General features: G+C 67.3%; 21 protein-coding genes. 10 read left to right on the plus strand and 11 right to left on the minus strand.

Annotation, left to right across the window (positions count from 1 at the left end; translation table 11 throughout):
• Positions 1-327, plus strand: a 327-nt coding sequence (locus BM060_RS31365; protein ID WP_143096605.1) for a transposase, incomplete at its 5' end; no start/stop codon positions are given.
• Positions 328-426: 99 nt separating this feature from the next.
• Here BM060_RS31365 and BM060_RS31370 read toward each other — a convergent pair.
• From BM060_RS31370 to BM060_RS31385, 4 genes are all read right to left on the minus strand, one after another.
• Positions 427-762, minus strand: coding sequence for a ribonuclease E inhibitor RraB (locus BM060_RS31370; protein WP_009620390.1), 336 nt, complete (start codon positions 760-762; stop codon positions 427-429).
• Between the two features lie 150 nt (positions 763-912).
• Complete coding sequence (locus tag BM060_RS31375; protein WP_074986383.1) at positions 913-3,171, minus strand: xanthine dehydrogenase family protein molybdopterin-binding subunit; 2,259 nt, start codon at positions 3,169-3,171, stop codon at positions 913-915.
• Positions 3,172-3,182: 11 nt separating this feature from the next.
• Entirely contained in the window at positions 3,183-3,641 is a 459-nt protein-coding gene (locus BM060_RS31380) for a (2Fe-2S)-binding protein (RefSeq protein WP_043272645.1), read from the minus strand.
• A 419-nt stretch (positions 3,642-4,060) separates the two neighbouring features.
• Positions 4,061-5,080 carry a zinc-dependent alcohol dehydrogenase family protein gene (locus BM060_RS31385; RefSeq protein WP_074986385.1) on the minus strand — a complete coding sequence of 340 codons (1,020 nt, stop codon included), beginning with the start codon at positions 5,078-5,080 and terminating at the stop codon, positions 4,061-4,063.
• A gap of 293 nt (positions 5,081-5,373) precedes the next feature.
• Between BM060_RS31385 and BM060_RS31390 the strand changes: the two genes are divergently transcribed.
• Together BM060_RS31390 and BM060_RS31395 are read left to right on the plus strand one after the other, a co-directional pair.
• Positions 5,374-6,291 (plus strand): LysR family transcriptional regulator, encoded by a 918-nt coding sequence (locus BM060_RS31390; protein WP_074986388.1) that lies wholly within the window; start codon positions 5,374-5,376, stop codon positions 6,289-6,291.
• Between the two features lie 72 nt (positions 6,292-6,363).
• Positions 6,364-6,930, plus strand: a complete 567-nt coding sequence (locus BM060_RS31395) for a TetR/AcrR family transcriptional regulator (protein ID WP_074986390.1) — start codon at positions 6,364-6,366, stop codon at positions 6,928-6,930.
• A 356-nt stretch (positions 6,931-7,286) separates the two neighbouring features.
• Here BM060_RS31395 and BM060_RS31400 read toward each other — a convergent pair whose 3' ends face one another.
• Positions 7,287-8,081, minus strand: coding sequence for an SDR family NAD(P)-dependent oxidoreductase (locus BM060_RS31400; protein ID WP_074986394.1), 795 nt, complete (start codon positions 8,079-8,081; stop codon positions 7,287-7,289).
• 305 nt (positions 8,082-8,386) lie between these two features.
• Here BM060_RS31400 and BM060_RS33570 point away from each other — a divergent pair, with 305 nt between their 5' ends.
• Positions 8,387-8,548, plus strand: coding sequence for a PSPA7_2676 family Cys-rich small protein (locus BM060_RS33570; protein WP_280954436.1), 162 nt, complete (start codon positions 8,387-8,389; stop codon positions 8,546-8,548).
• 44 nt (positions 8,549-8,592) lie between these two features.
• On the opposite strand, the gene peaD is transcribed toward BM060_RS33570, so the two are convergent.
• The 5 genes from peaD to ccsA form a co-directional block, all read right to left on the minus strand.
• A complete protein-coding gene (gene peaD, locus BM060_RS31405; protein ID WP_074986396.1) occupies positions 8,593-9,714 on the minus strand; it encodes a quinohemoprotein amine dehydrogenase subunit beta in 1,122 nt (373 codons plus the stop codon).
• A gap of 29 nt (positions 9,715-9,743) precedes the next feature.
• Positions 9,744-10,067 (minus strand): quinohemoprotein amine dehydrogenase subunit gamma, encoded by a 324-nt coding sequence (gene qhpC, locus BM060_RS31410; protein WP_009620363.1) that lies wholly within the window; start codon positions 10,065-10,067, stop codon positions 9,744-9,746.
• Between the two features lies 1 nt (position 10,068).
• On the minus strand, positions 10,069-11,514 hold the full coding sequence (gene peaB / locus BM060_RS31415) for a quinohemoprotein amine dehydrogenase maturation protein (protein WP_074986398.1): 1,446 nt from the start codon (positions 11,512-11,514) through the stop codon (positions 10,069-10,071).
• A gap of 76 nt (positions 11,515-11,590) precedes the next feature.
• On the minus strand, positions 11,591-13,114 hold the full coding sequence (gene peaA / locus BM060_RS31420; protein WP_371857819.1) for a quinohemoprotein amine dehydrogenase subunit alpha: 1,524 nt from the start codon (positions 13,112-13,114) through the stop codon (positions 11,591-11,593).
• Between the two features lie 244 nt (positions 13,115-13,358).
• Positions 13,359-15,491: a cytochrome c biogenesis protein CcsA gene (gene ccsA, locus BM060_RS31425; RefSeq protein ID WP_245322941.1), complete on the minus strand. Its 2,133-nt coding sequence runs from the start codon at positions 15,489-15,491 to the stop codon at positions 13,359-13,361.
• Positions 15,492-15,916: 425 nt separating this feature from the next.
• On the opposite strand from ccsA, the gene BM060_RS31430 reads away from it, so the two are divergent.
• Together BM060_RS31430 and BM060_RS31435 are read left to right on the plus strand one after the other, a co-directional pair.
• The gene (locus BM060_RS31430; protein ID WP_009620356.1) at positions 15,917-17,593 is read left to right on the plus strand and encodes an MFS transporter; all 1,677 of its coding nucleotides are present in this window, start codon (positions 15,917-15,919) and stop codon (positions 17,591-17,593) included.
• A gap of 209 nt (positions 17,594-17,802) precedes the next feature.
• Complete coding sequence (locus tag BM060_RS31435; protein WP_074986404.1) at positions 17,803-19,296, plus strand: aldehyde dehydrogenase family protein; 1,494 nt, start codon at positions 17,803-17,805, stop codon at positions 19,294-19,296.
• Between the two features lie 385 nt (positions 19,297-19,681).
• On the opposite strand, the gene BM060_RS31440 is transcribed toward BM060_RS31435, so the two are convergent.
• The gene (locus tag BM060_RS31440; RefSeq protein ID WP_074986407.1) at positions 19,682-20,314 is read right to left on the minus strand and encodes a TetR/AcrR family transcriptional regulator; all 633 of its coding nucleotides are present in this window, start codon (positions 20,312-20,314) and stop codon (positions 19,682-19,684) included.
• 95 nt (positions 20,315-20,409) lie between these two features.
• Between BM060_RS31440 and BM060_RS31445 the strand changes: the two genes are divergently transcribed.
• The 4 genes from BM060_RS31445 (at position 20,410) to BM060_RS31460 (ending at position 23,145) form a co-directional block, all read left to right on the plus strand.
• Positions 20,410-21,075: an O-methyltransferase gene (locus tag BM060_RS31445; protein ID WP_074986409.1), complete on the plus strand. Its 666-nt coding sequence runs from the start codon at positions 20,410-20,412 to the stop codon at positions 21,073-21,075.
• 99 nt (positions 21,076-21,174) lie between these two features.
• The gene (locus tag BM060_RS31450; protein WP_074986412.1) at positions 21,175-21,642 is read left to right on the plus strand and encodes a GNAT family N-acetyltransferase; all 468 of its coding nucleotides are present in this window, start codon (positions 21,175-21,177) and stop codon (positions 21,640-21,642) included.
• Between the two features lie 383 nt (positions 21,643-22,025).
• A complete protein-coding gene (locus tag BM060_RS31455; protein ID WP_009620344.1) occupies positions 22,026-22,316 on the plus strand; it encodes a LasR-specific antiactivator QslA in 291 nt (96 codons plus the stop codon).
• Between the two features lie 337 nt (positions 22,317-22,653).
• On the plus strand, positions 22,654-23,145 hold the full coding sequence (locus tag BM060_RS31460; protein WP_074986414.1) for an HIT family protein: 492 nt from the start codon (positions 22,654-22,656) through the stop codon (positions 23,143-23,145).
• Positions 23,146-23,936 lie beyond the last annotated feature (791 nt).

Raw genomic sequence — 23,936 nt, forward strand, 5'->3', positions numbered from 1 at the left:
GGATCAATCAGCCGCTTCGAGAGTGCCCGGGCGGTCGTGGCTTTTGCAGGACTCAATCCGAGGCTCAGGGAATCCGGCCAACACAAGGGCCAGGTGAGGATCTCAAAGATCGGCTCACGCCTCTTACGTGCAGGCCTGTTCATGCCAGCCATCTGTGCCATGAGCCATAACCAGGCGGTACGGGCATTGCGTTTACGGCTCGAAGAGAAAGGCAAAGCGGGTAAACAGATCATCTGTGCGGCCATGCGCAAACTGCTGCAGATTGCCTACGGCGTCCTCAAGTCGGGCCAGCCCTACAACGTGGAACTGGCCCTTGCTCGAGGCTAGGTGACACGGTATCTACAGGTAATGCCCAATCGCGGATAAGATCCCGCGCCCACAAAAAAGCCGGGGCCCTGCCCCGGCTTTTTTCTAGCGCATCCCGCCTCAGAGCGCCGACCAGCCGTCGGTCTTGCCGCCCAGCGGTTCGGAATGCTCGGCCAGCAGTTCCTCGTAGCCGCTGATGCTCTCGTGGGTCGGCTCCATCACCGGGTAGGCCAGGACCTGCCAGGGGTTGGCCGGGTCGCCGTCGTACTCGGAATAGGCCACCTTCTGGCCGTTCTGCAGCAGGAGGATGGCGAAATCCAGCGCCGCCTGCTCTTCCGGGAAGATCACGGCGAATTCCACCTCACGCTCGAACGAAAGGTCCTCGCCGTCTTCCTGCAGGGCCCACAGGGCGTCACCGATCTCGTCGTCGGGGAAGAGTTGCTTGTCGCGGGTCATGTCACAGCTCCAGTAGAAAGGGGCATCCGGGCGGACGCCTGCCGACAAGGATACCTGCCTTGGCGCGGCCGCGCCGGAAATATCGGGTGCCGGCCGCGGAAAAGGCAACGGCCCGCTGCACGAGGCAGCGGGCCGCCCTCAGCACCGGCCTCAGGCCTGCAGCTGGTTGCCGATCGGCAGGTTGCGGATGCGCTTGCCGGTGGCCGCCGCCAGGGCGTTGGCCAGGGCCGGCGCCGCCGGCGGCACGCCGGGCTCGCCGACGCCGGTGGGCGCCTCGCTGGACGGCACTATGTGCACCTCCACCGCCGGCATCTCGTTGATCCGCAGCACCTGGAAGTCGTGGAAGTTGGACTGCTCGACCACGCCCTCCTTGAGGGTGATGGCGCTGTGCAGGGCCATGGCCAGGCCGTAGCCGATGCCGCCTTCCATCTGCGCGCGGATCACGTCCGGGTTGATCGCCAGGCCGCAGTCCACGGCGCAGACCACGCGGTCGATGCGGAAGCTCTTGTCGGCCTTCACCGTGACTTCCACCACCTGCGCCACGAAGCTGCCGAAGGACTCGTGCACGGCGATCCCGCGGCCGCGCTTCTCGCCTTCCCCGCCGGCCTTCAGCGGCTGCTTCCAGCCGGCCTTGTCGGCCACCAGGTCGAGCACGCCCAGGTGCCGCGGGTGTTTTTCCAGCAGGGCGCGGCGGAATTCGTAGGGGTCCTTGCCGGCGGCCACCGCTGCTTCGTCGATCAGCGTTTCGGTGGAATAGGCCGTGTGGGTGTGGCCCACCGAGCGCCACCACTGCGTCGGCACCTTGACCTCCGGCACCAGGGTCTGCTCCACGTGCAGGTTGGGCACCGCATAGGGCAGGTCCGCCGCGCCCTCCACCGCCACCTGGTCGATGCCGTCCTTGACCATCACCTTCTCGAAGGCCGTGCCGACCATGAACGACTGCCCCACCAGATGCTGCTCCCAGCCCACCAGGTTGCCCTGCCCATCCAGCGCCAGGCGCGCGCTGTGCAGGAAGGCCGGGCGGTAGTAGCCGCCGCGGGTGTCGTCCTCACGGGTCCAGACCATCTTCACCGGCCCCTTGTGGCCGTGCTCGCGGGCCGCCTTGGCGATCGAGACGGCCTCCAGCACATAGTCCGAGTGCGGGTTGGCGCGGCGGCCGAAGCTGCCGCCGGCGTACAGCTGGGTGATCGAGACCTTCTCCGGGGCGATGCCCAGCAACTGCCCGACCGCCATCTGGTCGCCGGTCTGCCACTGCTCGCCGTTCCAGATCTCGCAGGCGCCGTCGGAGAGCTTGACCACGCAGTTCAGCGGCTCCATGGAGGCATGGGCCAGGAATGGGAACTGGTACTGCGCCTCGATCAGCTTGGCCGGCTTGTCCAGCGCCTTGGCGATGTCGCCCTCGTTGCGCGCCACCACGCCAGGCTTGGCCGCCAGTTCCTGGTACTTGGCGAAGATTTCGGCGCTGCCCATGCGGAAGGCGTTGCTCTCGTCCCACTCCACCTGCAGGGCGTCGCGCCCCTGGCGCGCGGCCCAGGTGTTCTTCGCCAGCACTGCGACGCCGGCGAAGCGCGAGTCGCTGCCCGGGAACTGCACCACCGCCACCACGCCGGGCACGGCCTTGGCCTTGCTGTCGTCCACCTTGGCCGGCACCCCGCCGAAGCGCGGCGGGTGCGCCACCACGGCCACCAGCATGTCCGGCAGGTGCACGTCCTGGGTGAAGCGCGCCTGACCGTCGGTCTTGTCCTGGCTGTCCTTGCGCGGCAGCTTCACCTGGCCGATCAGCTTGAAGTCCTCCGGCGCCTTGAGCTTCACCTCCGCCGGCAGCGGCTGTTTGGCCGCCGTCTCGGCCAGTTGGCCGAACCCGGCCTTGTGCCCGGAAGCCTTGTGCTCGACCACGCCGTCGTGCACCTCGATCTGCTCGGCCGGCACCTTCCACTGCTGCGCCGCCGCGGCCACCAGCATGGCCCGGGCCGTGGCCCCGGCCTTGCGCATCTGCTCGAAGGAGTTGGCCATGGCGCTGCTGCCGCCGGTGCCCTGCAGGGTGCCGAAGGCCAGGTTGGCGTAGCGCTTGGCGTCGGCCGGGGCGCCTTCGACGCGGACCTTGCTCCAGTCGGCGTCCAGCTCCTCGGCCAGCAGGGTGGCCAGGCCGGTGTAGCTGCCCTGCCCCATTTCCACGTGCTTGGCGATCACCGTCACCGTGCCGTCGGGGGCGATGCGCACGAAGGCGTTGGGCTCGAAGGCCTTGGCCGCGGCGGCCTGCGGGTCGCCGAAGCGGCCCAGCAGCGGCGCGAAGTAGATGCCCAGGGCCAGGCCGCCGGCGCCGCGCAGGAAATGCCGGCGGCTGACGTTGAGGATGCCGTCGCCGGCGTCTTCCGGCTCACGGCTGGCTCGTTGCTGCAGGTCTGCCATGTCGCGCCTCCTCAGGCCAGGTTCTGTGCGGCTTCGTGGATGGCCGCGCGGATGCGTACGTAGGTGGCGCATCGGCAGATGTTGCCACTCATGGCCGCGTCTATGTCGGCGTCGCTGGGGCTCTTGTTGCCGGCCAGCAGCGCCGTGGCCGACATGATCTGGCCGGACTGGCAGTAGCCGCACTGCACCACGTCCAGCTTGCGCCAGGCCTCCTGCACCGCCTTGCCGGCGGCCTGCTCGGCCACCGCCTCGATGGTGGTGACCTGCTTGCCGGCCACCGCCGCCAGGGGGGTCACGCAGGAGCGCGTGGGCTGGCCGTCGACGTGCACGGTGCAGGCCCCGCACAGGGCCATGCCGCAGCCATACTTGGTGCCGGTGAGCAAGGCGACGTCGCGCAGCGCCCAGAGCAGGGGCATTTCCCCGGGCGCGTCGAATTCGTGGTCCTTGCCGTTGAGTTTCAGCTTGATCATCAGGCGCTCACCTCTTTGTTCGGGTGATGTGGAAGTCCGGAGCCAAGGCCGCTCCGTGGGGAATGGATTCAGCCTAGGCGCTTCCCTGGCCGAATGCCGCGACGATACGGGAAAACCCCGCCCAGTGGCTTGCCCGGTCCTGCGCAGGCTTGCCCGATCCTGCGCTGGATGCGGCCCACCCACGCCATTCCTTGCAGGAGCGGACCCCGTCCGCGATAGCCGGACATCCCGGCGCGATTCGCGGATGAGATCCGCTCCTACGAGTTGCCTCGCGCCGCGCCCCTTGTAGGAGCGCGCCCTGCGCGCGAATCGCGGGCAGGGCCCGCTCCTACAGGTTTGGCGCTCCTACGAAAAACGGGGACGCAGAAACGCCGAAGCCACTCCGGGGAGTGGCTTCTGGCATCGCGCGGGCAGGCGGGTCAGTCGGCGACCTTCATCACCACCCGGCCGCCGCCGGGGCAGCTTTCCATGTAGTTGCTGGCCTCGCGGAACTTGGCGAAGTCGAAGACCTTGTCGATGCTCGGCTTGAGCAACTGGTCGGCGGTCATCTGGTTGATCGCCTGCAGCGCCCGCTGCACCGCCTCGTCGTTGCGCGTCAGGCCGATTTCCGGCTGGCCGGTGAAGTCCAGCACGCAGTGGCGGTAGAACTGCAGGTGCTTCTTGAAGGCCGCGCAGGCCGGGAAGGTGGCGTCGTTGCCGCCGTTGATACCGTAGAGGATCAGCTTGCCGCGCGGCGCGGCGACGTCGCCCAGCAGCTTCATCTGCGGGCCGGCGCACTGGTCCAGGACCACTTCCACGCCCTTGCCGTCGGTGAAGCGCTCGACTTCCAGCACCAGGTCCTGCTCCTCGGTGTAGATCACCTTGTCGGCGCCCAGGCTGCGGATGAAGTCGCGGGTGTTCTCGTGGCTGGTGGTGGCGATGACCTTGGCGCCCAGGGCCTTGGCCAGCTGGATCGACTGCGGCGCCAGGCAGTGCCCGGCCTCGGTGATCAGTACGTGCTGGCCCGGCTGCAGCCTGGCCAGCTCGACCAGGGCGAAGTAGGCGTACAGCAGGCCGGTGTAGTGCACCGCGGCCTCGACGGGGCTCAGGTTGTCCGGGTAGCGCGTCAGCGAGGTGCGCGGCATCACCACGTAATCGCCCCAGGCCGGGTACTGGTTCGGCGAGTCGGCCGGGAAGCTGGCCACGGCCATGCCGGGCGCAAGATCGGTGACGTTCGCGCCCACCGCCTCGACCACGCCGGCCAGTTCGTAGCCGATCCCGGCGGGCAGCTGGGCCTGGTCGGGCGCCAGGTTCTGCCGCCAGAGCACGTCGCGCCAGCTCACGCCCAGCGCCTGGGTGCGGATCAGGACTTCATCCGGCCCCGGTTGCGGGGTCGGGACTTCCTCGAGTTTGAGTACCGAGGCATCACCGAACTGGTGGAATCGGATCATGCGGGACATCACATACCTCGCCTTTGATGCTTTATAGCCACGGACTCTATCCGGGCTTTCTTGTGCTTGCTACCCACCGCTATCGATAGTCGACATAAATGCCGATGATTCCGCAGGCATATCGATCGCGCAGGCCGGAGCGCCAGGCAACGCCCGAAAAATACGGCTGCGCAGTAGGGAAGGATAACGGCAATGAAGCGTCTTGCTAAGGAAGAATGCGGAAAATGATCAAGGACTTATCCGTCAGACCTTGACGCCAGACGCGCCGCGCTTCACTTTTCCCCCATCGTCAGGGAGCCCCCATGAACCGCAACGACCTCCGCAAGGTTGACCTCAACCTGTTGATCGTCTTCGAAACGCTGATGCACGAGCGCAGCGTGACCCGCGCCGCCGAGAAGCTGTTCCTCGGCCAGCCGGCGATCAGCGCGGCCCTGGCGCGCCTGCGCAACCTGTTCGACGACCCGCTGTTCGTCCGCACCGGCCGCAGCATGGAGCCCACCGCGCGGGCCCAGGAGATCTTCGGCCACCTGTCGCCGGCGCTGGACTCCATCTCCACCGCCCTGAGCCGCGCCGCCGACTTCGACCCGGCCACCAGCAAGTCGGTGTTCCGCATCGGCCTGTCCGACGACGTCGAGTTCGGCCTGCTGCCGGCGCTGCTGCGCCGGTTGCGCTCCGAAGCGCCGGGCATCGTCCTGGTGGTGCGCCGCGCCAACTACCTGCTGATGCCGCAGTTGCTGGCCTCCGGCGAGATTTCCGCGGGCGTCAGCTACACCGACGAGTTGCCGGCTAACGCCAAGCGTAAGACCCTGCGCCGCAGCAAGTGGAAGGTGCTGCGCGCCGACTCGGTGCCCGGCCAGCTGAGCCTGGACGACTACTGCACCCGGCCCCACGCCATGGTGTCCTACGCCGGCGACCTGGAGGGCTTCGTCGACGAACAGCTGGCGACCCTCGACCGCAAGCGCCAGGTGGTGCTGGCGGTGCCGCAGTTCAACGGCCTGGGGGCGCTGCTCGCCGGCACCGACCTGATCGCCACCGTGCCGGACTACGCGGCCCTGGCGCTGACCGCCGCCGGCGGCCTGCGCGCCGAGGAACCGCCCTTCACCCCGCGCCCGGCGGAGCTGTCGATGGTCTGGCGCGGCGCCCAGGACAACGACCCGGCCGAACGCTGGCTGCGCTCGCGCATCAGCATGTTCGTCGGCGATCCTGACAGCCTTGTCTGAAGTCCTACAACGCAGGATCAGTGCCGAGGTTAGAATGACGACCGACATGTCATTCAGCCCGGGAACACGCCCATGCGCTACTCCGAAGACCACAAGGCCCAGACGCGCCAGCGCATCATCGACGAGGCCTCGCGGCGTTTCCGCAGCGAGGGTGTGGAAGCCACCGGCCTGCAGACGCTGATGAAGGCCCTGGGGCTGACCCACGGCGGCTTCTACGCGCACTTCAAGTCCAAGGAAGAACTGGTGGAGATTGCTCTGCAGGCGGCCTCCGAGCAGCTCGCCGAAGTGGCCGGCAAGACCTTCGGCGGGCCGGACGCGCTGGCGAACTTCATCGACGAATACCTCTCCGAGCAGCACCGCGACCACCCCGAGCGCGGCTGCCCCTTCCCCACCCTGAGCGCCGAACTGGGCGCCCGCGGCAAGCCCAGCCCGACTACCGACCTGGCCCTTATCCAGCGCCTGGAGCGTCTGGAGAAGGTTCTGCCCGAGGGCCATGAGCCGGACCAGGCGGTGGCGACCCTGGCGACGCTGGTCGGTGCACTGCTGCTGTCGCGCAGCGTGGCCGATCCGGCGTTGTCCGGGCGCATTCTGGAAAGCACCAAGCGCTATCTCAAGCGCGATGTTGCAGGCGAACTGTAGGAGCGGGCCCTGCCCGCGATTTTCGCGCGCAGGGCGCGCTCCTACAGGGGGATTCGCTGGCAGCGTCGGCACCTCAGGTTGACTCCGCTCCCTCTCCCCAGCCCTCGGCTGCGCGCCCCGCCCTGAAGGGAGAGGGGGCTTGTCCGTGCCGAGAGAAGGAATGGTTTCAGCCGGTAATCACTGTGCTAGCCGGCTAACGCCGAACTATCAGCATCTGCCCAACGGTCCCCTCTCCCTTCAGGGAGAGGGTTAGGGAGAGGGCGTTCTCAGACCCCGCACCCACAACCCCAGGCAAAACACCGTTCGCGAGCAAGCTCGCGCCTACGAAAAGCCGCGCGCTCCGGAATGCCCCGGCCTCAATCCACCTGCACCCCATACCGCTCCGCCGGCAGGCGCCCGGAGAGGAGCGGCGCCAGGTTCTGCCGGGCACGGGTGTAGGCTTCGAAGTCCTGCATGTCGGGCAAGGCCGGGATGGTGATGACCTCGCCCTGGGCCAGGCCGGCCAGGGCGGCGTCGACCATGTGGCCGACTTCCATGAGGATGTCTTCCGGCACGTCGGTGCCCGAGCGGTCCCAGATTTCCGTGCGGGTGGCTCCCGGCAGCACCGCCTGCACGCGCACGCCCAGGGGCGCCAGTTCCTGCTGCATGGAGATGCTCAGGTTGAGCAGGAAGGCCTTGGTGCCGCTGTACACGCCGTTGAACTGCTCCGGCGCCAGGGCCAGGATCGAGGTGAGGTTGATGATGGTGCCCCGCCCCTTCGCGGCGAAGGCCTTGGCCGCGCAGCCGGCCAGGCGCGCCGAGGCCAGCACGTTGAGGGTGATCATCTGTTCCAGCTGGTCCAGCCCCGCCTCCACCATGCTGCCCTTGACCGCCATCCCGGCGTTGTTCACCAGCATGTCGATCTCGGCATCCGCCACCAGGCGCGTTTCCACCCGGGCGCGTTCCTTCGGCTGGGTCAGGTCCGCCGGCAGGATGTCGACGTCCACCCCGTACTCGGCCTGCAGGCAGGCGGCCAGGGCCATCAGGCGCTCGCGGTCGCGAGCCACCAGCAGCAGGTCGTGGCCCCGCGACGCCAGGCGCTGGGCGTAGGCCGCGCCTATGCCGGCGGAAGCGCCGGTCACCAGCGCGCGGCCGTTCTTGTTCTTGCTCATTGCTTCACCCCGGGCCCTCGTGGCCCCCATCGTTCGAAACCTGGCGCCCGCACCGGGTGCGGAACCGCCGCCACCCCCGGATGCTAGGGATATACCTCGGCGGGTCAATCGACCGAAAAGGCGACACCAGTTGGAGCGATAGGGCCGCGCAGCCCCGTCCCACGGGCCCTGCGACGATTAGATTGCCCATTCTAGAGCGCCGGGCGGATGCTGGCCGCGACCGTCGCCAGACAAGAACAAGCCGGGACGATCCGAACCCACGCTGCCTGTTCTGCGGTCGGGAGCCATTCCCGACGGGAGGTCTCATGCGATTACGTTGCTTTTTCCTGGGCTGCCGCTGGAGCGAAGGCGTGCCCACCCGAGTGGGCGAGGTGCTGATGCTCTATCAGCGCTGCAGCCATTGCGGCGCACAACGCTACCTGAGCGCGGAGGAAGCGGAGCCGGAAGCCGTCGACCCCGGCGCCTGAAAAAAGCCCGACCGGGCGCCACCTGCTGGCGGCGCCCGGCGTTTTCAGCGGATGAAGGCCTGGCTGGTGGTGATCGCCATGTCGCCGCCGGGCAGCTTCAGGTCGCCGATGCGCTCCAGGCTGTCGGCGTCGAAGATCGCCACGTCGTTCAGGGTGCCGGTCAGGTACAGCTTGGTGCCGGCCTTGTTGGCGGTCAGGCAGTAGTAGGAGTGGTCGAGGCTGGCGGCCTTCTCCAGCTTCTGCGCCTTGATGTCGTACTTGACCAGGCGGTTGAGCACGCCATACATCACGTTGCGGTCCTTCGGCGAGCGGATGCCGCTGAAGTACACCTCGGTGACCGGGCCGAAGTCCACGGTCTCGGTCTTGCCGGTGGCCAGGTCGATGTTGAAGAAGCCGTACAGGTAGTCGGCGGTGGCCGGGTCCTGCTTGGCGTCCTTGAACTTCGCGGTGGTGTACAGCAGCGAGAAATCACGCGGGTAGGTCTGCTGGTTCCACACGTAGAGCACGTCCGGCGGCGCGTAGTTCGGGCGCTTCCAGTTGCGGCTGGGGATCAGCACGTCGAACTTGCCGGTCTTCACGTCCACCTTGTAGATGTCCGGGCCGGCCACGTACAGGGTGCCATCGTCGCCGGTCTGCATGATGGTCAGCTGGCGCGGCGCCGGGAAGGTGCGGATCGGCTTGGCGTCCATGCCACCGTCGGCGGCGTAGACCTGCAGGCGCGGCTGCTGCACCTCGTAGTGTTCGGCGAGGATCAGCGTCGGGTTGGCGATGGCGTAGATCTCCTTGCCGTCGTGGCTGACGGTCATGGAGAACATCGAGCGCGCGTTCTCGCCCGCCTTCTGCGCGATGGTGGCGTGGAACACCGGCTTGCAGTCGTCCAGTTGCAGGCCGTAGATGTCCGCATAGTGATTGCTCAGCACGTAGGCGATCTTGCGGTCGGGCGACAGCTGGATCATGCCCGGGCCGTAGGCGCCGGGAATGGTGCAGGTCTTGTAGAGCTTGTCGGTCTGCATGTCGATGACGTGCAGGTTGTTCGGGTAGTTGGTGGACACCAGGTACTCGTGGCCACTTTCCAGGGCCTTGTCCTCGTTGGCGGCGGCTGCGGCGTGCAGCGCGCAGGTCAGCGAGAGGCCACCGAGGACGGCGGCGAATGCTTTTCTGGACATGCAGTGCTTCCTCTTGTTCTTCTGTCCGCTCATTTGTCGTCCGGGAATACGGTGCCGAGGTTGCGCCAGTTCTCCGCGGAGGCCTGCGCGTCCTTGTTCCAGTCGGGGTAGGTGCTCATCATGTCCGGCACCTGGGCCGGCCACCAGCAGGGGTCGGAGCAGCCGTAGAGGTCGGCTTCCATCGGCTGGCACAGCGAGGAAACCCCGCCGAACACGTCGATCTCCCAGCCCGGGTCGGTGGTGGAGGCGCAGCCGGCGACCGAGTTCATCGCCACCACGTCCTCGATGCGGTCCTCGGCGGCGGCCTGCTCCAGCTGCTGCGCCTTGTTGTTGATCGCTTTGAGATGTTTCATGTCAGTGCGCCTTCCGCGGAGTGATGTGGCGGTCGATGAAGCTGGGGTTCGAAGCCATGATCCGGCTGTAGACCTCGATGCCGAAGTCCACCCAGTCCCTCATCAGTTCGCAGTAGTGGTAGGTGGGGTGCGCCGGGTCGCCATAGCGCGCGTAGCTCTCGTGGTAGCAGCCGCCGGAACACAGGTTGCGGATGCGGCAGCTGGCGCAGCCGGTGTCGGTGCGATCCAGGCGCTGGGAGAGGAACTCGTTCAGCTCGGCCTGCTTCACCCCGTTGTGCACGTTGCCGAAGGTCGGCAATGACGAGCCGGTGAAGCGGTGGCACAGGTTCAGCTCGCCCTTGTGGTCCACCGCCAGCATCTTCAGCCCGGCGCCGCACGGCAGGGCCTTCTTCTGCCCCTCGTGGATGTCGGTGATCAGCTGGTGCAGGTTGGAGAAGCCGATGTTGCGCCCCTCCAGCGCCTCCGCCAGGTAGCGGCGGCCCAGGGCCTTCATGTTGGCGAAGACCTGCTGCAGCTCGTCGCTGGTGAGGTTGTAGCTGCTGATGTCGCCGGAGGTCACCGGGGCGAAACCGACTTCGGCGAAGCCCATCTCGTTGAACAGGTGGTTCCAGATGGTCTCGACGTCGGTGACGCCGGTGGTCAGGGTCACCCGCGCGCCCACCGGGCGGCTGGTGTAGCGCGACAGCAGCATGTCGGCCTTGCGCCGCACCACGTCGTAGGTGCCCTGCCCGCCCACGGTGATGCGGTTGCGGTCGTGCACCGTCTTGGGCCCGTCGATGCTGATGGAAAGCCCGAAACGGTGGGCGTTCAGCCAGTCGGCGATTTCCTCGGTGAGCAACGTGGCGTTGGTGGTCATGACGAATTCCACCTGCTTGCCCAGCTCGCCGAAGCGGCGCTCGCAGTAGGCCACCATGTGCTCGATCAGCGGCCGGTTGGACAGCGGCTCGCCGCCGAAGAACACCACGGTGTAGCGCTTCTCGTCGGGCGACTCCTTGAGCAGCATCTCCACCGAGGCTTCGGCGGTTTCCGCGCCCATCTTCTTGCCGGCCGAGGGCTTGTCCAGGTCTTCCTTGTAGCAGTAGGTGCAACTGAGGTTGCAGCCGGTGTTGACGTTCAGCACCACGGTGTTGAGCGCGGTGCGGGTGACCTTCTTGATGCCGCCAAATTCTTGTGAAGAAAGAGGGGTGAGCGGCGAGCCGTCGCTGACCAGTTCCAGCGCGATCAGCTCGCGCAGGGTCTCGTCGATCTCGTTGGCTTCGAAGCGCCCGGCCAGGCGCTGCGTCAGTTCGTCCGGCGAGCAGGCGTGCCCACGCAGGGCATCGATGATCCCGCCGGTCAGCTCGTCGCTGGCGAACAGCGAGGAGCTGGGGATGTGGAACAACAGGCGGTCGGCGTCCACCCGCACTTCATGCAGGTTGCGTTCGACCAGATTCAAGATGGCGCCCATGGCGACCTCCCGGAACTTGCTTGGTACGCCCCGCCCGCGGGCGGGGGTTCATGCGTTCAGTTCATCCCACCCCGGATCACGGAATGGGCGGGTTGTTCCAGCGCTGCACGGTGACGATCATGTGGCCTTCGCCCTGGTGCGTCTTGCCGGCGTCGTCCACGGCGGCGATCACCTTCAGGTTGCCGGCGTTGTTGGTCATCATCTTGCGCTCGGGGTTGGGGCCGGCGTCGCCGGGGGTGAAGATGCCGGTGTCGGCGTCCATCACACCTGCGAACTTGACGTCCTGGTCTTCCTTGGCGCGGTCGTCGAAGGGCTCCACCGACCACTTGGCCGGGAACACGCCGATGCGGAACGGCTTGCCGTCGGCGCCCTTGCCCCAGGCCTCAGCGTCGAAGCTGCCCTGCACCTTGGGCGTGGAACCGCCGTTGCCGCCGATGCGCGAGACGGAGAACTCCGGCACCACCTTGACTTCGGCTATGTCCTGGTAGACCGCCAGGCTGCCGCCCTTGGCGCTGCCGACGCTGACTTCACGCTCGCCGGCCGCGGCCGAGGCGTCGGCCTTGATCTTCACGGTCACGCGCTCGGGGGTTTCCGAGACCACGGAGACCACCTCCACGCCCTTGCCGAACGACGGCTTGCCCTTCAGGCCGCTGCCGATGACGCTGACCTCGGTCTCGCTGCCAGCCTTGAGGAATGCCGGCTGCACGCCCAGCACGTGGCTGGTGCCCTTCTGCGCGGCGACGAAGTCCAGGCCGCGCTCGTCATGGGCCTTGTCGAACATGCGGCCCTGCATCTGGCCCTTGAGCGCAGCGAACACCTGGCGCAGGGTCACGTTGCCCACGGTGACGTTGCCGCGCCATTCGTAGCCGTTGTACAGCATCGCGCTGCCTTCGCCGTTGAACGGCGTGCCATCGGCGTACTGGCCCTTGACGCTGACCTTGAACTGGTCGTCCGCGCCGCCGGAAACGCTCATGGTGCCGGCCACGTCGCCCTTGCCCGGCATGTGCCCGGCGAAGCTCCACTCCCCGGCCAGGGACTCGGCCTTCGGCCGGCTCTTCTGCCAATCGCTCCAGGCCTTGGTGTCCAGCGGGTAGCGCTTGGCCAGCTCGGGGACCATCTCCTTCTTCGCCAGGTCGAACCAGTCGCGGTCGCGGGACAGCGCCTGGTACTCCAGCGACGGCCAGCGGCCCAGGTGGAAGTTCACCAGCTTCTCCCACTCCGCCGCCGGGCGGCGCTGCAGGGCGATGCGCGCGGCCGAGTGGCAGCGGGCGCACATCTGCTCGAAGTTGCTATCGAAATGCTCGACGGTGTTCAGCCGGCGCTCCAGGGCGTAGCGCACGCCGTCGGTCTCGCTGGGCGCCAGGCCCTGCTTGTCGGCGAGGAACTTGACCACCGCGCGGCGATCCTCGTCGCTGATCTTCAGCCCGTACATCACCTGCATCCGCGCGATGCTCATCAGCCAGCCCTCCGGCGTCTTGCGCTGGTGGCTGATGCGGCTCAGGGAATTGTTGCCCTCAGGGGTGTGGCACGCCATGCACTTGGCGTTGATGATGGTCTGGCCATCGGCGGCGTGGGCCGGCTGCTGCAGCGCCATGGCCATTGCGGCCAGGGTTCCGGCGCCCAGGTAGTGCCGAAGTCGTGTCATCTTCAAGATCAGGCCTCCTCGGTGTTTCTTGTTGAAATTGTTCTGTGCCCACCGCTGGGCGAACAGCTGGTTCCGTCTAGCTCTCCAGCTGTTTAGCAGGTTGTGTGCCACTACTTTGGAGGCCCCGTCGAATCAGGCTTTCGACAGGTTTCCGGGCCACCCTGCGACAAGTTGGCACGTCTAATTTCGCGATTGCTGTCTAACTCTGAGACAAGCCCTCAAGACGCGCCTGGGATGCAGTATGGACGCGCTTGCGCGATACGCCCGCGCCGGGCAGCAGCAAGGCGCCGAGCAGCATGCAGGCCAGCCCGAGCCAGACGAACGACAGCAGCGGGTAGCTGCGGATCACCACCAGGCTCTCGATGGCGTCGCCCGCCTGCCCCATCAGCCGCGGCGAGGCCGGCACCCACACCTGCAGGTCGCCCAGCCAGCCGCGGATGATGAAGGGGTGCAGCACGTAGCCGCGGTCCGAGGCGAAGCGCGCGTAGTGGTAGTCGAGGATTTCGCACAACTGGCGCACCGGGCCCTGGTAGGCCGGCGGGTTGCCGCGGCTGTCCTGGAACAGCGCGTGGCCCTCCAGCTGGCGGCCGCCCTCGCGCAGCTCCACCCGCGCCACCGAGTGGTAGCCGGCGCGGTCCGCCCGGGTGCTGTCGGGCAGCACCCGCAACTGCATGCCGTTGGCCAGCGCCTGCCACTGCTCGAAAGAGGCGCCGGGCGGAATGGTCACCTGCAGGTAGGTGTTCAACGCCGTGGCCGCCAGCCCGCCGACCAGGGCGACCACCGCGCCGCCGTGGATCAGCGCCACCCCGCCGCTGTAGCGCAGGTTGCCCAGGCGCCGGCTGCGCCACAGGGCGAGCACGCACCAGAAGGCGCAGCTGGCCAGCAGGAAGGCCCCGCCCAGCAGCGCCGCATCCAGCCAGGGCAGTACCACCACGATGTTCTGCGAAAGCATGCCCTGGCCGCTGTAGCCGGCGCTCAGCCAGCCGCCGTGCCAACCCATCAGCAGCATGGCCACGGCCATCGCCAGGCTCGCCAGCAGCGCCAGCTTCGGCCAGCCGCTGCGGCGCAGGAAGCTGTAGCCGCCGACCAGACCGAGCAGTCCCAAGAGCGGCAACAGCCAGCGCACCAGGCCGTAGCCGTCCACGTCCCACTGGTCGAAGGCGCGGCGCAGGCCGTTCATCTCGTCGGTGGTGGCCCAGGCGGTGAGCGTCTCGAAGAACGGCTTGAGATCGCTCGGCCGCTCCAGCCCCAGCCACTCATAGAGGTGCGCCTGCAGCAGCGCGCCCAGGGCCAATAGCGCGCTGCCGGCGAACAGGTAGATGGCCAGGTCCATGGTCCAGTCCGAGCGCGTCTTGCGCCCCGCCGTGCGCCGTGCCCGCAGCGTCGCCCAGCCGGCCAGCACCAGCAGGGCCGCGGCCAGGCCCAGGTGGGCCAGCCAGGAGGTGGTGCCTATGTAGCGGTGCGAGCTGGCCAGCACCGTGCTGCGCGTCACCGCCATGGCGCCGCAGGCCATGGCCGCCGCCAGCAGGCTGAGCAGCGGCAGCAGGCGCCGGTTGGCCCCGTCCGGGCGCCAGCGCCGCGCGCCGTGCAGCACCGCGCCGAGCAGCGCCCAGACCACGAAGGCCGAGGTCTGCACCGGGTCCCAGTGCCACAGCTGGCCGAAGGTGAAGTCCTCCATGGCCCAGGCCATGCCCGCGCCGATGCCGGCGCTGAGCACCAGCCAGGCGCGCCGGCCATAGCGCAGGGCCACGGCGGCGTAGGCCTCGCCACCACCGCCCAGGGCATCCAGCGCCGCCCCGGCCGGCGCCAGGGCCCAGGCGTAGGCGGCCAGCACCAGGGGCGCGTGGAAGGCCATCCAGAAGGTCTGCAGGTGAGCATTCATGCCCTGGTTGGGCTGCGCCGCCAGCCAGTCCGCCGGCGTCGCGGAGAAGGGCCCGAGCCAGGCCGCGGTGGCCACGTACCAGGCGGCCACCAGCGCCATCCCGCGCCCGGCCCAGCCGGCCTGGCGCGCCTGGCCGGCGGCGATGCCCGTGCAGAAGGTCGCCAGCAGCAGCACGGTGCCCTCGTCGCCGCCCCAGAGGTTGGCCATCTTCAGGTAGCCGGGCAACCCGGCGCTGCTATAGAGCCAGGCGTAGCGCAGTTGGAAATGGTCGGCCAGCAGGTGCAGGGCCAGCGCCAGGCAGGCGCCGCACAGCGCCCCCAGGGCCAGCGGCCAGGCCAGGGGACGCCACCGGGGCCGCGCGGCGCCGAGGACGATGAGCACGGCGGCGATCCACAGCCAGGCATTGCCCAGCAACGGCAGGAACCAGAGCAGCAGGCAGGTGGCGACCAAAGCGCCAAACCCGGGCAACACGGGCAACGGAGTGAACGTCCTCTTCAAATCGGGCCTCCTTGGAATGTCTCCCGCTTGTGTCCGCGGGATTGCGCATCCGGGCCTCTACATATTGTGTGCCAGCGCCGAAAACACCTTGCGCGACAGTTGCTTGGCGCAAAGCCAGAGGCGGCGCAGCGTTGCAATTCGCGACAGCCATTGCAGCCTGAGACAGCTCCCTTAGTTCTAGCCGATCCGCCGCGGCTGGATATCTGGAAGATGGCGTTTATGCTTCTAGATGGCCCGCACGCCTTGCCGGGCCAGCCTGAAGCCTGTCTGCAGTCTCGCTTCGACTATCCGTGTTCCGCTGCATCAACCCCATGGCCCGAGTGCGGCAACGGTGGTTAAGGACTCCGGCCCATCACAAGAACAAGACGGAGAAGAACATGGCGCAGACCTACAGCCCGACCGCGGGCAACACACCCCACAACGGCATCACCCGGGAGGAGCGCAAGGTCATCTTCGCCTCCTCCCTCGGCACCGTCTTCGAGTGGTACGACTTCTACCTCTACGGCTCGCTCGCGGCGATCATCGCCAAGCACTTCTTCGCCGGGGTCAACGAGACCACCGCCTTCATCTTCGCCCTGCTCGCCTTCGCCGCCGGCTTCGCGGTGCGCCCCTTCGGCGCCATCGTGTTCGGCCGCCTGGGCGATTTGGTCGGGCGCAAGTACACCTTCCTCATCACCATCGTCATCATGGGCATCTCCACCGCCGTGGTGGGCATGTTGCCCAGCTACGCCAGCATAGGCGTGGCGGCGCCGATCATCCTCATCAGCCTGCGCCTGCTGCAAGGCCTGGCGCTGGGCGGCGAGTACGGCGGCGCGGCGACCTACGTGGCCGAGCACGCGCCCAAGGGCAAGCGCGGCTTCTTCACCTCGTGGATCCAGACCACCGCCACCCTCGGCCTGTTCCTCTCGCTGCTGGTGATCATGGCCTGCCGCACCGGCCTGGGTAACGAGGCCTTCGAGGACTGGGGCTGGCGGATCCCCTTCCTGCTCTCCATCCTGCTGCTGGCCATCTCGGTGTACATCCGCCTGCAACTCTCCGAGTCGCCGGTGTTCAAGCGCATGAAGGAAGAAGGCAAGGCCTCCAAGGCGCCGCTGACCGAATCCTTCGCCCGCTGGGACAACCTCAAGGTGGTGATCATGGCGCTGCTCGGCGGCACCGCCGGCCAGGCCGTGGTCTGGTACACCGGGCAGTTCTACGCGCTGTTCTTCCTGCTGCAGACGCTGAAGATAGACGCGCAGACCGCCAACCTGCTGATCGCCGGCTCCCTGCTGCTGGGCACGCCCTTCTTCGTGTTCTTCGGCAGCCTGTCCGACCGCATCGGGCGCAAGAAGATCGTCATGGCCGGCTGCATCCTCGCGGCCCTGACCTACTTCCCGATCTTCAAGGGCCTGACCGAGTTCGGTAACCCCGAAGTGTTCGCCGCCCAGGAGAAGAACCCGGTCACCGTGGTCGCCGACCCGTCCGCCTGCGCCTTCCAGTTCGACCCGGTGGGCAAGGCCAGATTCACCAGCTCCTGCGACCAGGCCAAGAGCCTGCTGGCGAAGAAAGCCATCCCCTACGAGAACGTCAAGGCCGAAACCGGCGCCGTGGCCCAGGTGCACATCGGCGACAAGGTCATCGCCAGCTTCGAGGGCGGCAGCCTGCCCGCGGCGGACTTCAAGGCGCAGTCCGAAGCCTTCACCGCGCAGATGAGCGCCGCGCTCAAGGACGCCGGCTACCCCGAGAAGGCCGACCCGGCCAAGACCAACCACCTGGCGGTGCTGTTGCTGCTGACCGTGCTGGTGATCTACGTGACCATGGTCTACGGCCCCATCGCCGCCTGGCTGGTGGAACTCTTCCCGGCGCGCATCCGCTACACCTCCATGTCGCTGCCCTACCACATCGGCAACGGCTGGTTCGGCGGCTTCCTGCCCACCGTGGCCTTCGCCATGGTGGCGGCCACCGGCGACATCTACTACGGCCTCTGGTACCCCATCGTCATCGCGGTGATGACGGCCATCCTCGGCACCTTCTTCCTCCCGGAAACCAAGGACCGCGAAATCCACCACGCCTGAGCCGCGCCCGCCTCGCGAAACAGCCCGCCCTGCGCGGGCTGTTTCGTTGGTGGCTGTCTCAGGGCTGTCGCAAGCTGCGACAGCGGGGCGCGGAATTGCTCGTCCCTCTTTCGATTAAATCGTTTTTATTCAATAAGTTGAATGACATTGACCGGCTTGGCATAGCGGTTGCGATAGCCGCCTGGACAACTCAACAAGAGGCAACCGCAATGCTCGCTTCCCTGCCCATCAAGCCCGAATCCCGCGCCTTCCTGCAGCGCGCGCCGAAGATGCTCATCGGTGCCGATTGGACCGGTGCCGCCGATGGCGCCCTCATGGACCTGCGCAATCCGGCAACCGGCGAAGTGCTCTGCCAGGTGCCCTCCGCCAGCGCCGCCGACGTCGACCGCGCCGTGCGCGCCGCCCGCCAGGCCTTCGACGATTCGCCCTGGAGCCGCATGCGTCCGCGCGAGCGGCAGAACCTGCTGTGGAAGCTCGCCGACCTGATGGAACGCGACGCCGACCTGCTGGCCGAGCTGGAATGCCTGAACAACGGCAAGAGCGCCGTCGTGGCGCGCGTGATGGACGTGCAGTTGGGCATCGACTTCCTGCGCTACATGGCCGGCTGGGCCACCAAGATCGAAGGCTCCAGCGTCGAGGTGTCCATGCCGCTGATGCCCAACGACGACTTCCACGGCTTCATCCGCCGCGAGGCCGTCGGCGTGGTCGGCGCCATCGTCGCCTGGAACTTCCCCCTGCTGCTGGCCTGCTGGAAGCTCGGCCCGGCGCTGGCCACCGGCTGCAGTGTGGTGCTCAAGCCCGCAGACGAAACCCCGCTCAGCGCCCTGAAGCTGGCCGAGCTGGCCCTGGAGGCCGGCTACCCGGCGGGCGTGTTCAACGTGGTCACCGGCACCGGCGTCAACGCCGGCGCCGCCCTCACCCACCACCCGCTGGTGGACAAGCTGACCTTCACCGGCTCCACCGCCGTGGGCAAGGAAATCGGCAAGGCGGCCATGGACAACATGACCCGCGTGACCCTGGAACTGGGCGGCAAGTCGCCGACCATCGTCCTCGCCGACGCCGACCTGAACAGCGCCGCCGCCGGCGCCGCCCAGGCCATCTTCTTCAACCAGGGCCAGGTGTGCTGCGCCGGCTCGCGGCTGTACGTGCAGCGCAAGCACTTCGACAACGTGGTGGCCGACATCGCCGGCATCGCCAACGGCATGAAGCTGGGCAACGGCCTGGACCCGAGCGTGGACATGGGCCCGCTGATCTCCGCCCGCCAACAGCAGCGCGTGCACAACTACATCGAACTGGGCCGCGAGAAAGGCGCCACCATCGCCTGCGGCGGCGAACAGTTCGGCCCCGGCTACTTCGTGAAACCGACGGTGATCGTCGACGTGGACCAGAAGAACCCGCTGGTGCAGGAAGAAATCTTCGGCCCGGTGCTGGTGGCCATGCCCTTCGACGACCTCGACGAAGCCATCCGCCTGGCCAACGACAGCCCCTACGGCCTGGGCGCCAGCATCTGGTCCAACGACCTGGGCGCGGTGCACCGGATGATCCCGAAGATCAAATCCGGCTCGGTCTGGGTCAACTGCCACAGCGCCCTTGACCCGGCCCTGCCCTTCGGCGGCTACAAGATGTCCGGCCTGGGCCGCGAAATGGGCGCCGCCGCCATCGAGCACTACACCGAGGTGAAATCGGTGCTGATCAAGCTGTAAGGCAAAAGGTCCTACCGCGTCCGGCGCGTTACCCCCTGCGCCGGCGTTTTCATCCCCCGGCTGCGCGAGTGGCCGGGGGATTTTTTTGCCTGTGCCGGCATCAACCTGTAGGAGCGGACTCCGTCCGCGATCCTCCCCGTCACCCTAGGCGCCGAGGTGCTTTCGTAGGATGGGTTGAGCTTGGAAACCCATGCGGTGGTGGCGATGGGTATCGCTTCGCTCAACCCATCCTACGACGGCGGCAGCGCCGTGCCTTACGGCGATACGTAGGGCGAATAACGCGAAGCGTTATCCGCCGTTCGGAGGGCCCATCTGACGTCCGGTTGATCATGCCGCTCGGAATGGCGGCGTATAACCGCGAACGGTTATACGCCCTACATCCCCGTCAGCCCGCCGCGAGCCCCTGCAGGTAGGCACAGAACATGTCCGCCATCGCCCCGACATAACGCTCGATTTCCTCATCCGTGCGCGGCGTTTCAGAGAACTGCTTGCCCACCGCACCGAGCGTGGTGGTGACCAGGTCCACGGCCAGCGCCCGCGCCTCGCTCGACGCATCGGGCAGCACCTCCTCCATGAAGGCCTGGAAGATGCGTTCGCCGGCCGCCTTGGCCTCCCGCGCCTCGGGGGCGTCGCGGTACAGCGGCGCGGCGTCGCTGAGCGCGGTGCGGACCGCCGCTTCCTCGCATTCCGAGCGGACGAACGCGTGCACCAGCGTGCGCAGGCGCTCCAGGGGCGGTTGCCGGGTGTCTTCGAGGATGCCGCGCAGCATCTCGCTGGTCTGGCGCCACTCGTCGCTCTGCAGGCGGAACAGGATCGCCGCCTTGTTCGGGAAGTACTGGTACAGCGAGCCGACGCTGACGCCGGCCCGCTCGGCCACCCGCGCGGTGGTGAAGCGCTGTGCGCCCTCCTTAGCCAAAACCTGAACAGCGGCGTCGAGAATGGCGGCGACCAGCTCGGTCGAGCGGGCCTGGCGCGGCTGCTTGCGCGAGGCAATCCGCGGGCTGCGGCGTTCGCTCATGGGGTGCTCCGGGAATGCGAATAGTGAAACCTGACGAATTCGTCGCATTCTAGTCGGGCGCCCTGGAGCGCTCAACCAACCTTCGGAGTCCCCGCATGAGCACCCTCACCACCGCCCCCGTCGCCCCACTGCTGGAACGCCTGTTCGCCGAGGCCGATGCCAGCGAGCCGGGCAGAAGCCCCGCCGTCACCGGCCTGTCCGGCGAGGAACTGGCGCGCCTGATGGCCAGCAAGACCGAGTACCGCGACCTTTACGGCCGCCTGAAAGACCTGCCGCTCCCCGTCTCGCGCGCCACCGGCGTACTGCTCTACATGCTGGCGCGCAGCTGCCAGGCACGCAGCATCGTCGAGTTCGGCACCTCCTTCGGCATTTCCACCCTGCACCTCGCCGCGGCCCTGCGCGACAACGGCGGCGGCCGCGTGATCGGCAGCGAGTTCGAGGCCTCCAAGGTGTTGCGCGCCCAGGCCAACCTGAACGCCGCCGGTCTGGCCGACCTGGTGGAGATCCGCGAGGGCGACGCCCTGCAGACCCTGGCGCGCGACCTGCCGCAGCGCATCGACCTGCTGCTGCTCGACGGCGCCAAGGCGCTCTACCCGGAAATCCTCGCCCTGGTGGAAAGCCGCCTGCGGCCCGGCGCGCTGATCGTCGCCGACAACGCCGACCACAGCCCGGAGTACCTGGCGCGAGTACGCGACATCGGCAACGGCTACCTGTCGGTGCCCTTCGCCGAAGACGTCGAGCTGAGCCTGCGGCTTGGCTGAGCGAGCGCTGCTATCCCGCCGGCCCATGGCTGGCGGGAGGCGGGGGAACGGCGAATCCGCTAGAGTGCCCTATCCGCCAGCCATGACCAGGCACAGACAATGGACGCAGCAGAAATCCGCCAGGCCGCTCCCGACGACGCACCCGCCATCGCCCGGCTGGTGGACGAGGCCTACAGCCCCTATATCCCGCGCATCGGCCGCAAGCCCGCGCCCATGCTCGACGACTATCGGCAGGTGCTCGCCGAAACCGATGCGTTCGTGTGCACCCGCAATGGCGAAGTCGCCGGCGTGCTGGTGCTGCGCCCCCAGGGGCCGGCATTGCTGCTGGAGAACATCGCGGTGGCGCCGGCGTTCAAGGGCCAGGGCATCGGCAAGGCGTTGCTGGCGTTCTGCGAGGAACGTGCGCGGGCCCAGGGCTTCCAGGCCATCGAGCTGTACACCAACCAGCTGATGATCGAGAACATCGCCCTTTACACGAAGCTGGGCTACCGCGAAACGCACCGGGCCACGGAGAACGGGTTTGCGCGGGTGTTCATGCGCAAGGTCGTTGCGGGCCCGGCGCTGTAGTTCTTTCTTCCTACACTGCTTCCCTTCTTCCGCATCGGTGCCCGTTGCGGGAAATATCCGATACTCTCCTGCAGCGTGTTTCTGCCCTTGTTGCGCTACCGGCCGGTTCCTAAGCTGCGCCGGTCGCGGCTCATCCGCGACCGGGTTTGACAGCCTGAAGAAACGGCGCGATTGCCCTCCGAGGTGCATGCGAAAGCGGCGAACGCTTTTTGCAGGCCCTCCCGTGTCCGCGGTTCGTACCGCAAGTGTCATGGCAGATCGCGCGGGGAGACCTTCGGGTCTGCCGGCTCCGTTTCCCGGTCTGTCAACCCCGCGCGGTCTGCCTCCATTGGTTGACAGCTTTGGCGGCAGCTCCTGAACCCAACGAAACGGAGCAGCTCTAGATGACCAATTCCAACAACCTGATCGTCCTCCCCAGCAACACCCATCCCGTTGAAATCCCCGCCGCCGACGGCCAGCCCGGCCTGACGCTGACCTGGCCGATTCCCACGCAGCCAGCCGCCGACCAAGGCATTCTCCTGGCCGAAAGCTGGCTGGCCGGCGAAGCCGACGGCTACCTGTGGACGCGCCTCGTCCATGGGCGCATAGAGCACATGGACAACTGGCGGCGGATGGCCTTCGAGATCGGCTTCCTGACGCGTCTGCAGCAGCGGCTGGGGCGAATGCCGGAGTAAGGCGCTTTTCGTAGGAGCGAGGGGGACGCCTAGTTCTTGCTCGCGAACGGGGTTTCCCGGCGGCTTTGAGTGTTGGGGTTGAGAGCGCCCTCTCCCCAGCCCTCGGCTGCGCGCCCCGCCCTGAAGGGAGAGGGTGCCGTTCGGCACAGACGGGAAATTCGGCGTCGACCTGTAGGAGCGGACGCTGTCCGCGATGTCATGCGCGCCGGCCCTGTCGGCGGAATCGCGGATGAATCCGCTCCTACGGGGAAATGCCGTGCTTCACGGCCAACTCGCGTCTGGAATGGCGGGGCCGGGGCTTGCTACCCTGCCCTGCCCGAACAGCCGGCCGAATTCGATGGACATTCCAGCCCACCTCATCGTCCACCAGACGCAGCACTGGATACTCAACCACCACCTGACCTCGGCCCTGCCCGGCTACCTGATGCTGGGCTCCCGGGCCCCGGCCGGCTCCCTGGCCGACCTGCCCGCGGCCGCGCTGGCTGAACTCGGGGAGCTGCAGGGCCTCACCCAACGCATCCTGGAAGAACAGCTGCAGCCGAAGTGGCTGTACATCGGTCGTTTCGGCCATTCACCGGGCTTTCCCATCCATTTCCACTTCATTCCGGTCTACTCCTGGGTCGAGGACGCCTTCTGGGCAGACGAGCGCTATCGCGTGCTGCAGCGCTTCGGCGACTCCAGTCTTGGCGGTACCGATGGTGCCGAGCTGACGTTGTTCATCTGGCGGGAGTTTGGTGAGGCGGAGCAGGCGCCGGTTATCCATGGGCCTGGTATCGATGGCGTGATTGCACGTCTGCGCGAGGCCTTCGGTCAGGTTGCTTGCGGGTGACCATGAAGGCGGTTTTTTTGGTTTAAGGGAGGTGCTTGATTCTGGGTCCGCCCCCTCACCCCAGCCCTCTCCCGGAGGGAGAGGGAGCCGTTCGGCGTGGGCGGATAATGCAACGTCAGCCGGCGAGTTCGTAGGGTGCATAACCGTTTGCGGTTATGCACCGCTGGCCTAAACACCGATGCCTGACGATTCTGGAACCGTAGGAGCAACTGTCTTGCCGACTGTGCCGAGATGCGCCTCAACGGATGGGTTGAGCTTGCGAAACCCATGCGGCCGCGGTGATGGGTATCGCTTCGCTCAACACCATCCTACGGGGTGGTTTGCCGGCGGGGGTAGGAGCGGACTCCGCCCGCGATGGGTTTGGCTGGAAGGGTGTGGAGTCAGGGAGCTTCGTGATTACGCTTCATGCCGAACGGTCCCCTCTCCCGCTTGCGGGGGAGGGTTAGGGAGGGGGAGCGGAGTCAGGGTTGGCAGAGGTGTGTGGGCGGAGTCCGCAACCCTCTCCCCAGCCCTCGGCTGCGCGCCCCGCCCTGAAGGGAGAGGGGGCTGTTCGGAGTGGCCGGAGAATTCGGAGTCATCCTGATACGCCTAATTCCACCTCGTCATTCCCGCGAACGCGGGAACCCAGTGGCTGCGGGGTTCGCGAGCAAGCTCGCTCCTACGAAAAGCAAAAGCGCGCCGCTCTTGCTTTTGGATTTCCAGAGAAACCTCCGCGCACTCCGAAACGCCCCTTCAGAAGGCCGAGCGAAACCGGCGCTCAGGAGGTCATGCGACATGGATGTCGCGAGAGC

This window comes from Pseudomonas citronellolis, from assembly GCF_900112375.1.
Taxonomy (GTDB): Bacteria; Pseudomonadota; Gammaproteobacteria; order Pseudomonadales; family Pseudomonadaceae; genus Pseudomonas; species Pseudomonas citronellolis.

Excerpts from the sequence above, each read along its gene's own strand:
- BM060_RS31435 (WP_074986404.1), top strand. The coding sequence starts at position 17,803 with ATGCTCGCTTCCCTGCCCATCAAGCCCGAATCCCGCGCCTTCCTGCAG.
- qhpC (WP_009620363.1), bottom strand. The coding sequence starts at position 10,067 with ATGAAACATCTCAAAGCGATCAACAACAAGGCGCAGCAGCTGGAGCAG.
- BM060_RS31390 (WP_074986388.1), top strand. The coding sequence starts at position 5,374 with ATGAACCGCAACGACCTCCGCAAGGTTGACCTCAACCTGTTGATCGTC.
- BM060_RS31400 (WP_074986394.1), bottom strand. The coding sequence starts at position 8,081 with ATGAGCAAGAACAAGAACGGCCGCGCGCTGGTGACCGGCGCTTCCGCC.
- BM060_RS31455 (WP_009620344.1), top strand. The coding sequence starts at position 22,026 with ATGACCAATTCCAACAACCTGATCGTCCTCCCCAGCAACACCCATCCC.
- BM060_RS33570 (WP_280954436.1), top strand. The coding sequence starts at position 8,387 with ATGCGATTACGTTGCTTTTTCCTGGGCTGCCGCTGGAGCGAAGGCGTG.
- BM060_RS31460 (WP_074986414.1), top strand. The coding sequence starts at position 22,654 with ATGGACATTCCAGCCCACCTCATCGTCCACCAGACGCAGCACTGGATA.
- BM060_RS31450 (WP_074986412.1), top strand. The coding sequence starts at position 21,175 with ATGGACGCAGCAGAAATCCGCCAGGCCGCTCCCGACGACGCACCCGCC.
- peaA (WP_371857819.1), bottom strand. The coding sequence starts at position 13,114 with ATGGCCATGGCGCTGCAGCAGCCGGCCCACGCCGCCGATGGCCAGACC.
- peaD (WP_074986396.1), bottom strand. The coding sequence starts at position 9,714 with ATGTCCAGAAAAGCATTCGCCGCCGTCCTCGGTGGCCTCTCGCTGACC.
- BM060_RS31385 (WP_074986385.1), bottom strand. The coding sequence starts at position 5,080 with ATGTCCCGCATGATCCGATTCCACCAGTTCGGTGATGCCTCGGTACTC.
- BM060_RS31445 (WP_074986409.1), top strand. The coding sequence starts at position 20,410 with ATGAGCACCCTCACCACCGCCCCCGTCGCCCCACTGCTGGAACGCCTG.
- BM060_RS31375 (WP_074986383.1), bottom strand. The coding sequence starts at position 3,171 with ATGGCAGACCTGCAGCAACGAGCCAGCCGTGAGCCGGAAGACGCCGGC.
- BM060_RS31440 (WP_074986407.1), bottom strand. The coding sequence starts at position 20,314 with ATGAGCGAACGCCGCAGCCCGCGGATTGCCTCGCGCAAGCAGCCGCGC.
- BM060_RS31430 (WP_009620356.1), top strand. The coding sequence starts at position 15,917 with ATGGCGCAGACCTACAGCCCGACCGCGGGCAACACACCCCACAACGGC.
- BM060_RS31380 (WP_043272645.1), bottom strand. The coding sequence starts at position 3,641 with ATGATCAAGCTGAAACTCAACGGCAAGGACCACGAATTCGACGCGCCC.
- peaB (WP_074986398.1), bottom strand. The coding sequence starts at position 11,514 with ATGGGCGCCATCTTGAATCTGGTCGAACGCAACCTGCATGAAGTGCGG.
- BM060_RS31395 (WP_074986390.1), top strand. The coding sequence starts at position 6,364 with ATGCGCTACTCCGAAGACCACAAGGCCCAGACGCGCCAGCGCATCATC.
- BM060_RS31370 (WP_009620390.1), bottom strand. The coding sequence starts at position 762 with ATGACCCGCGACAAGCAACTCTTCCCCGACGACGAGATCGGTGACGCC.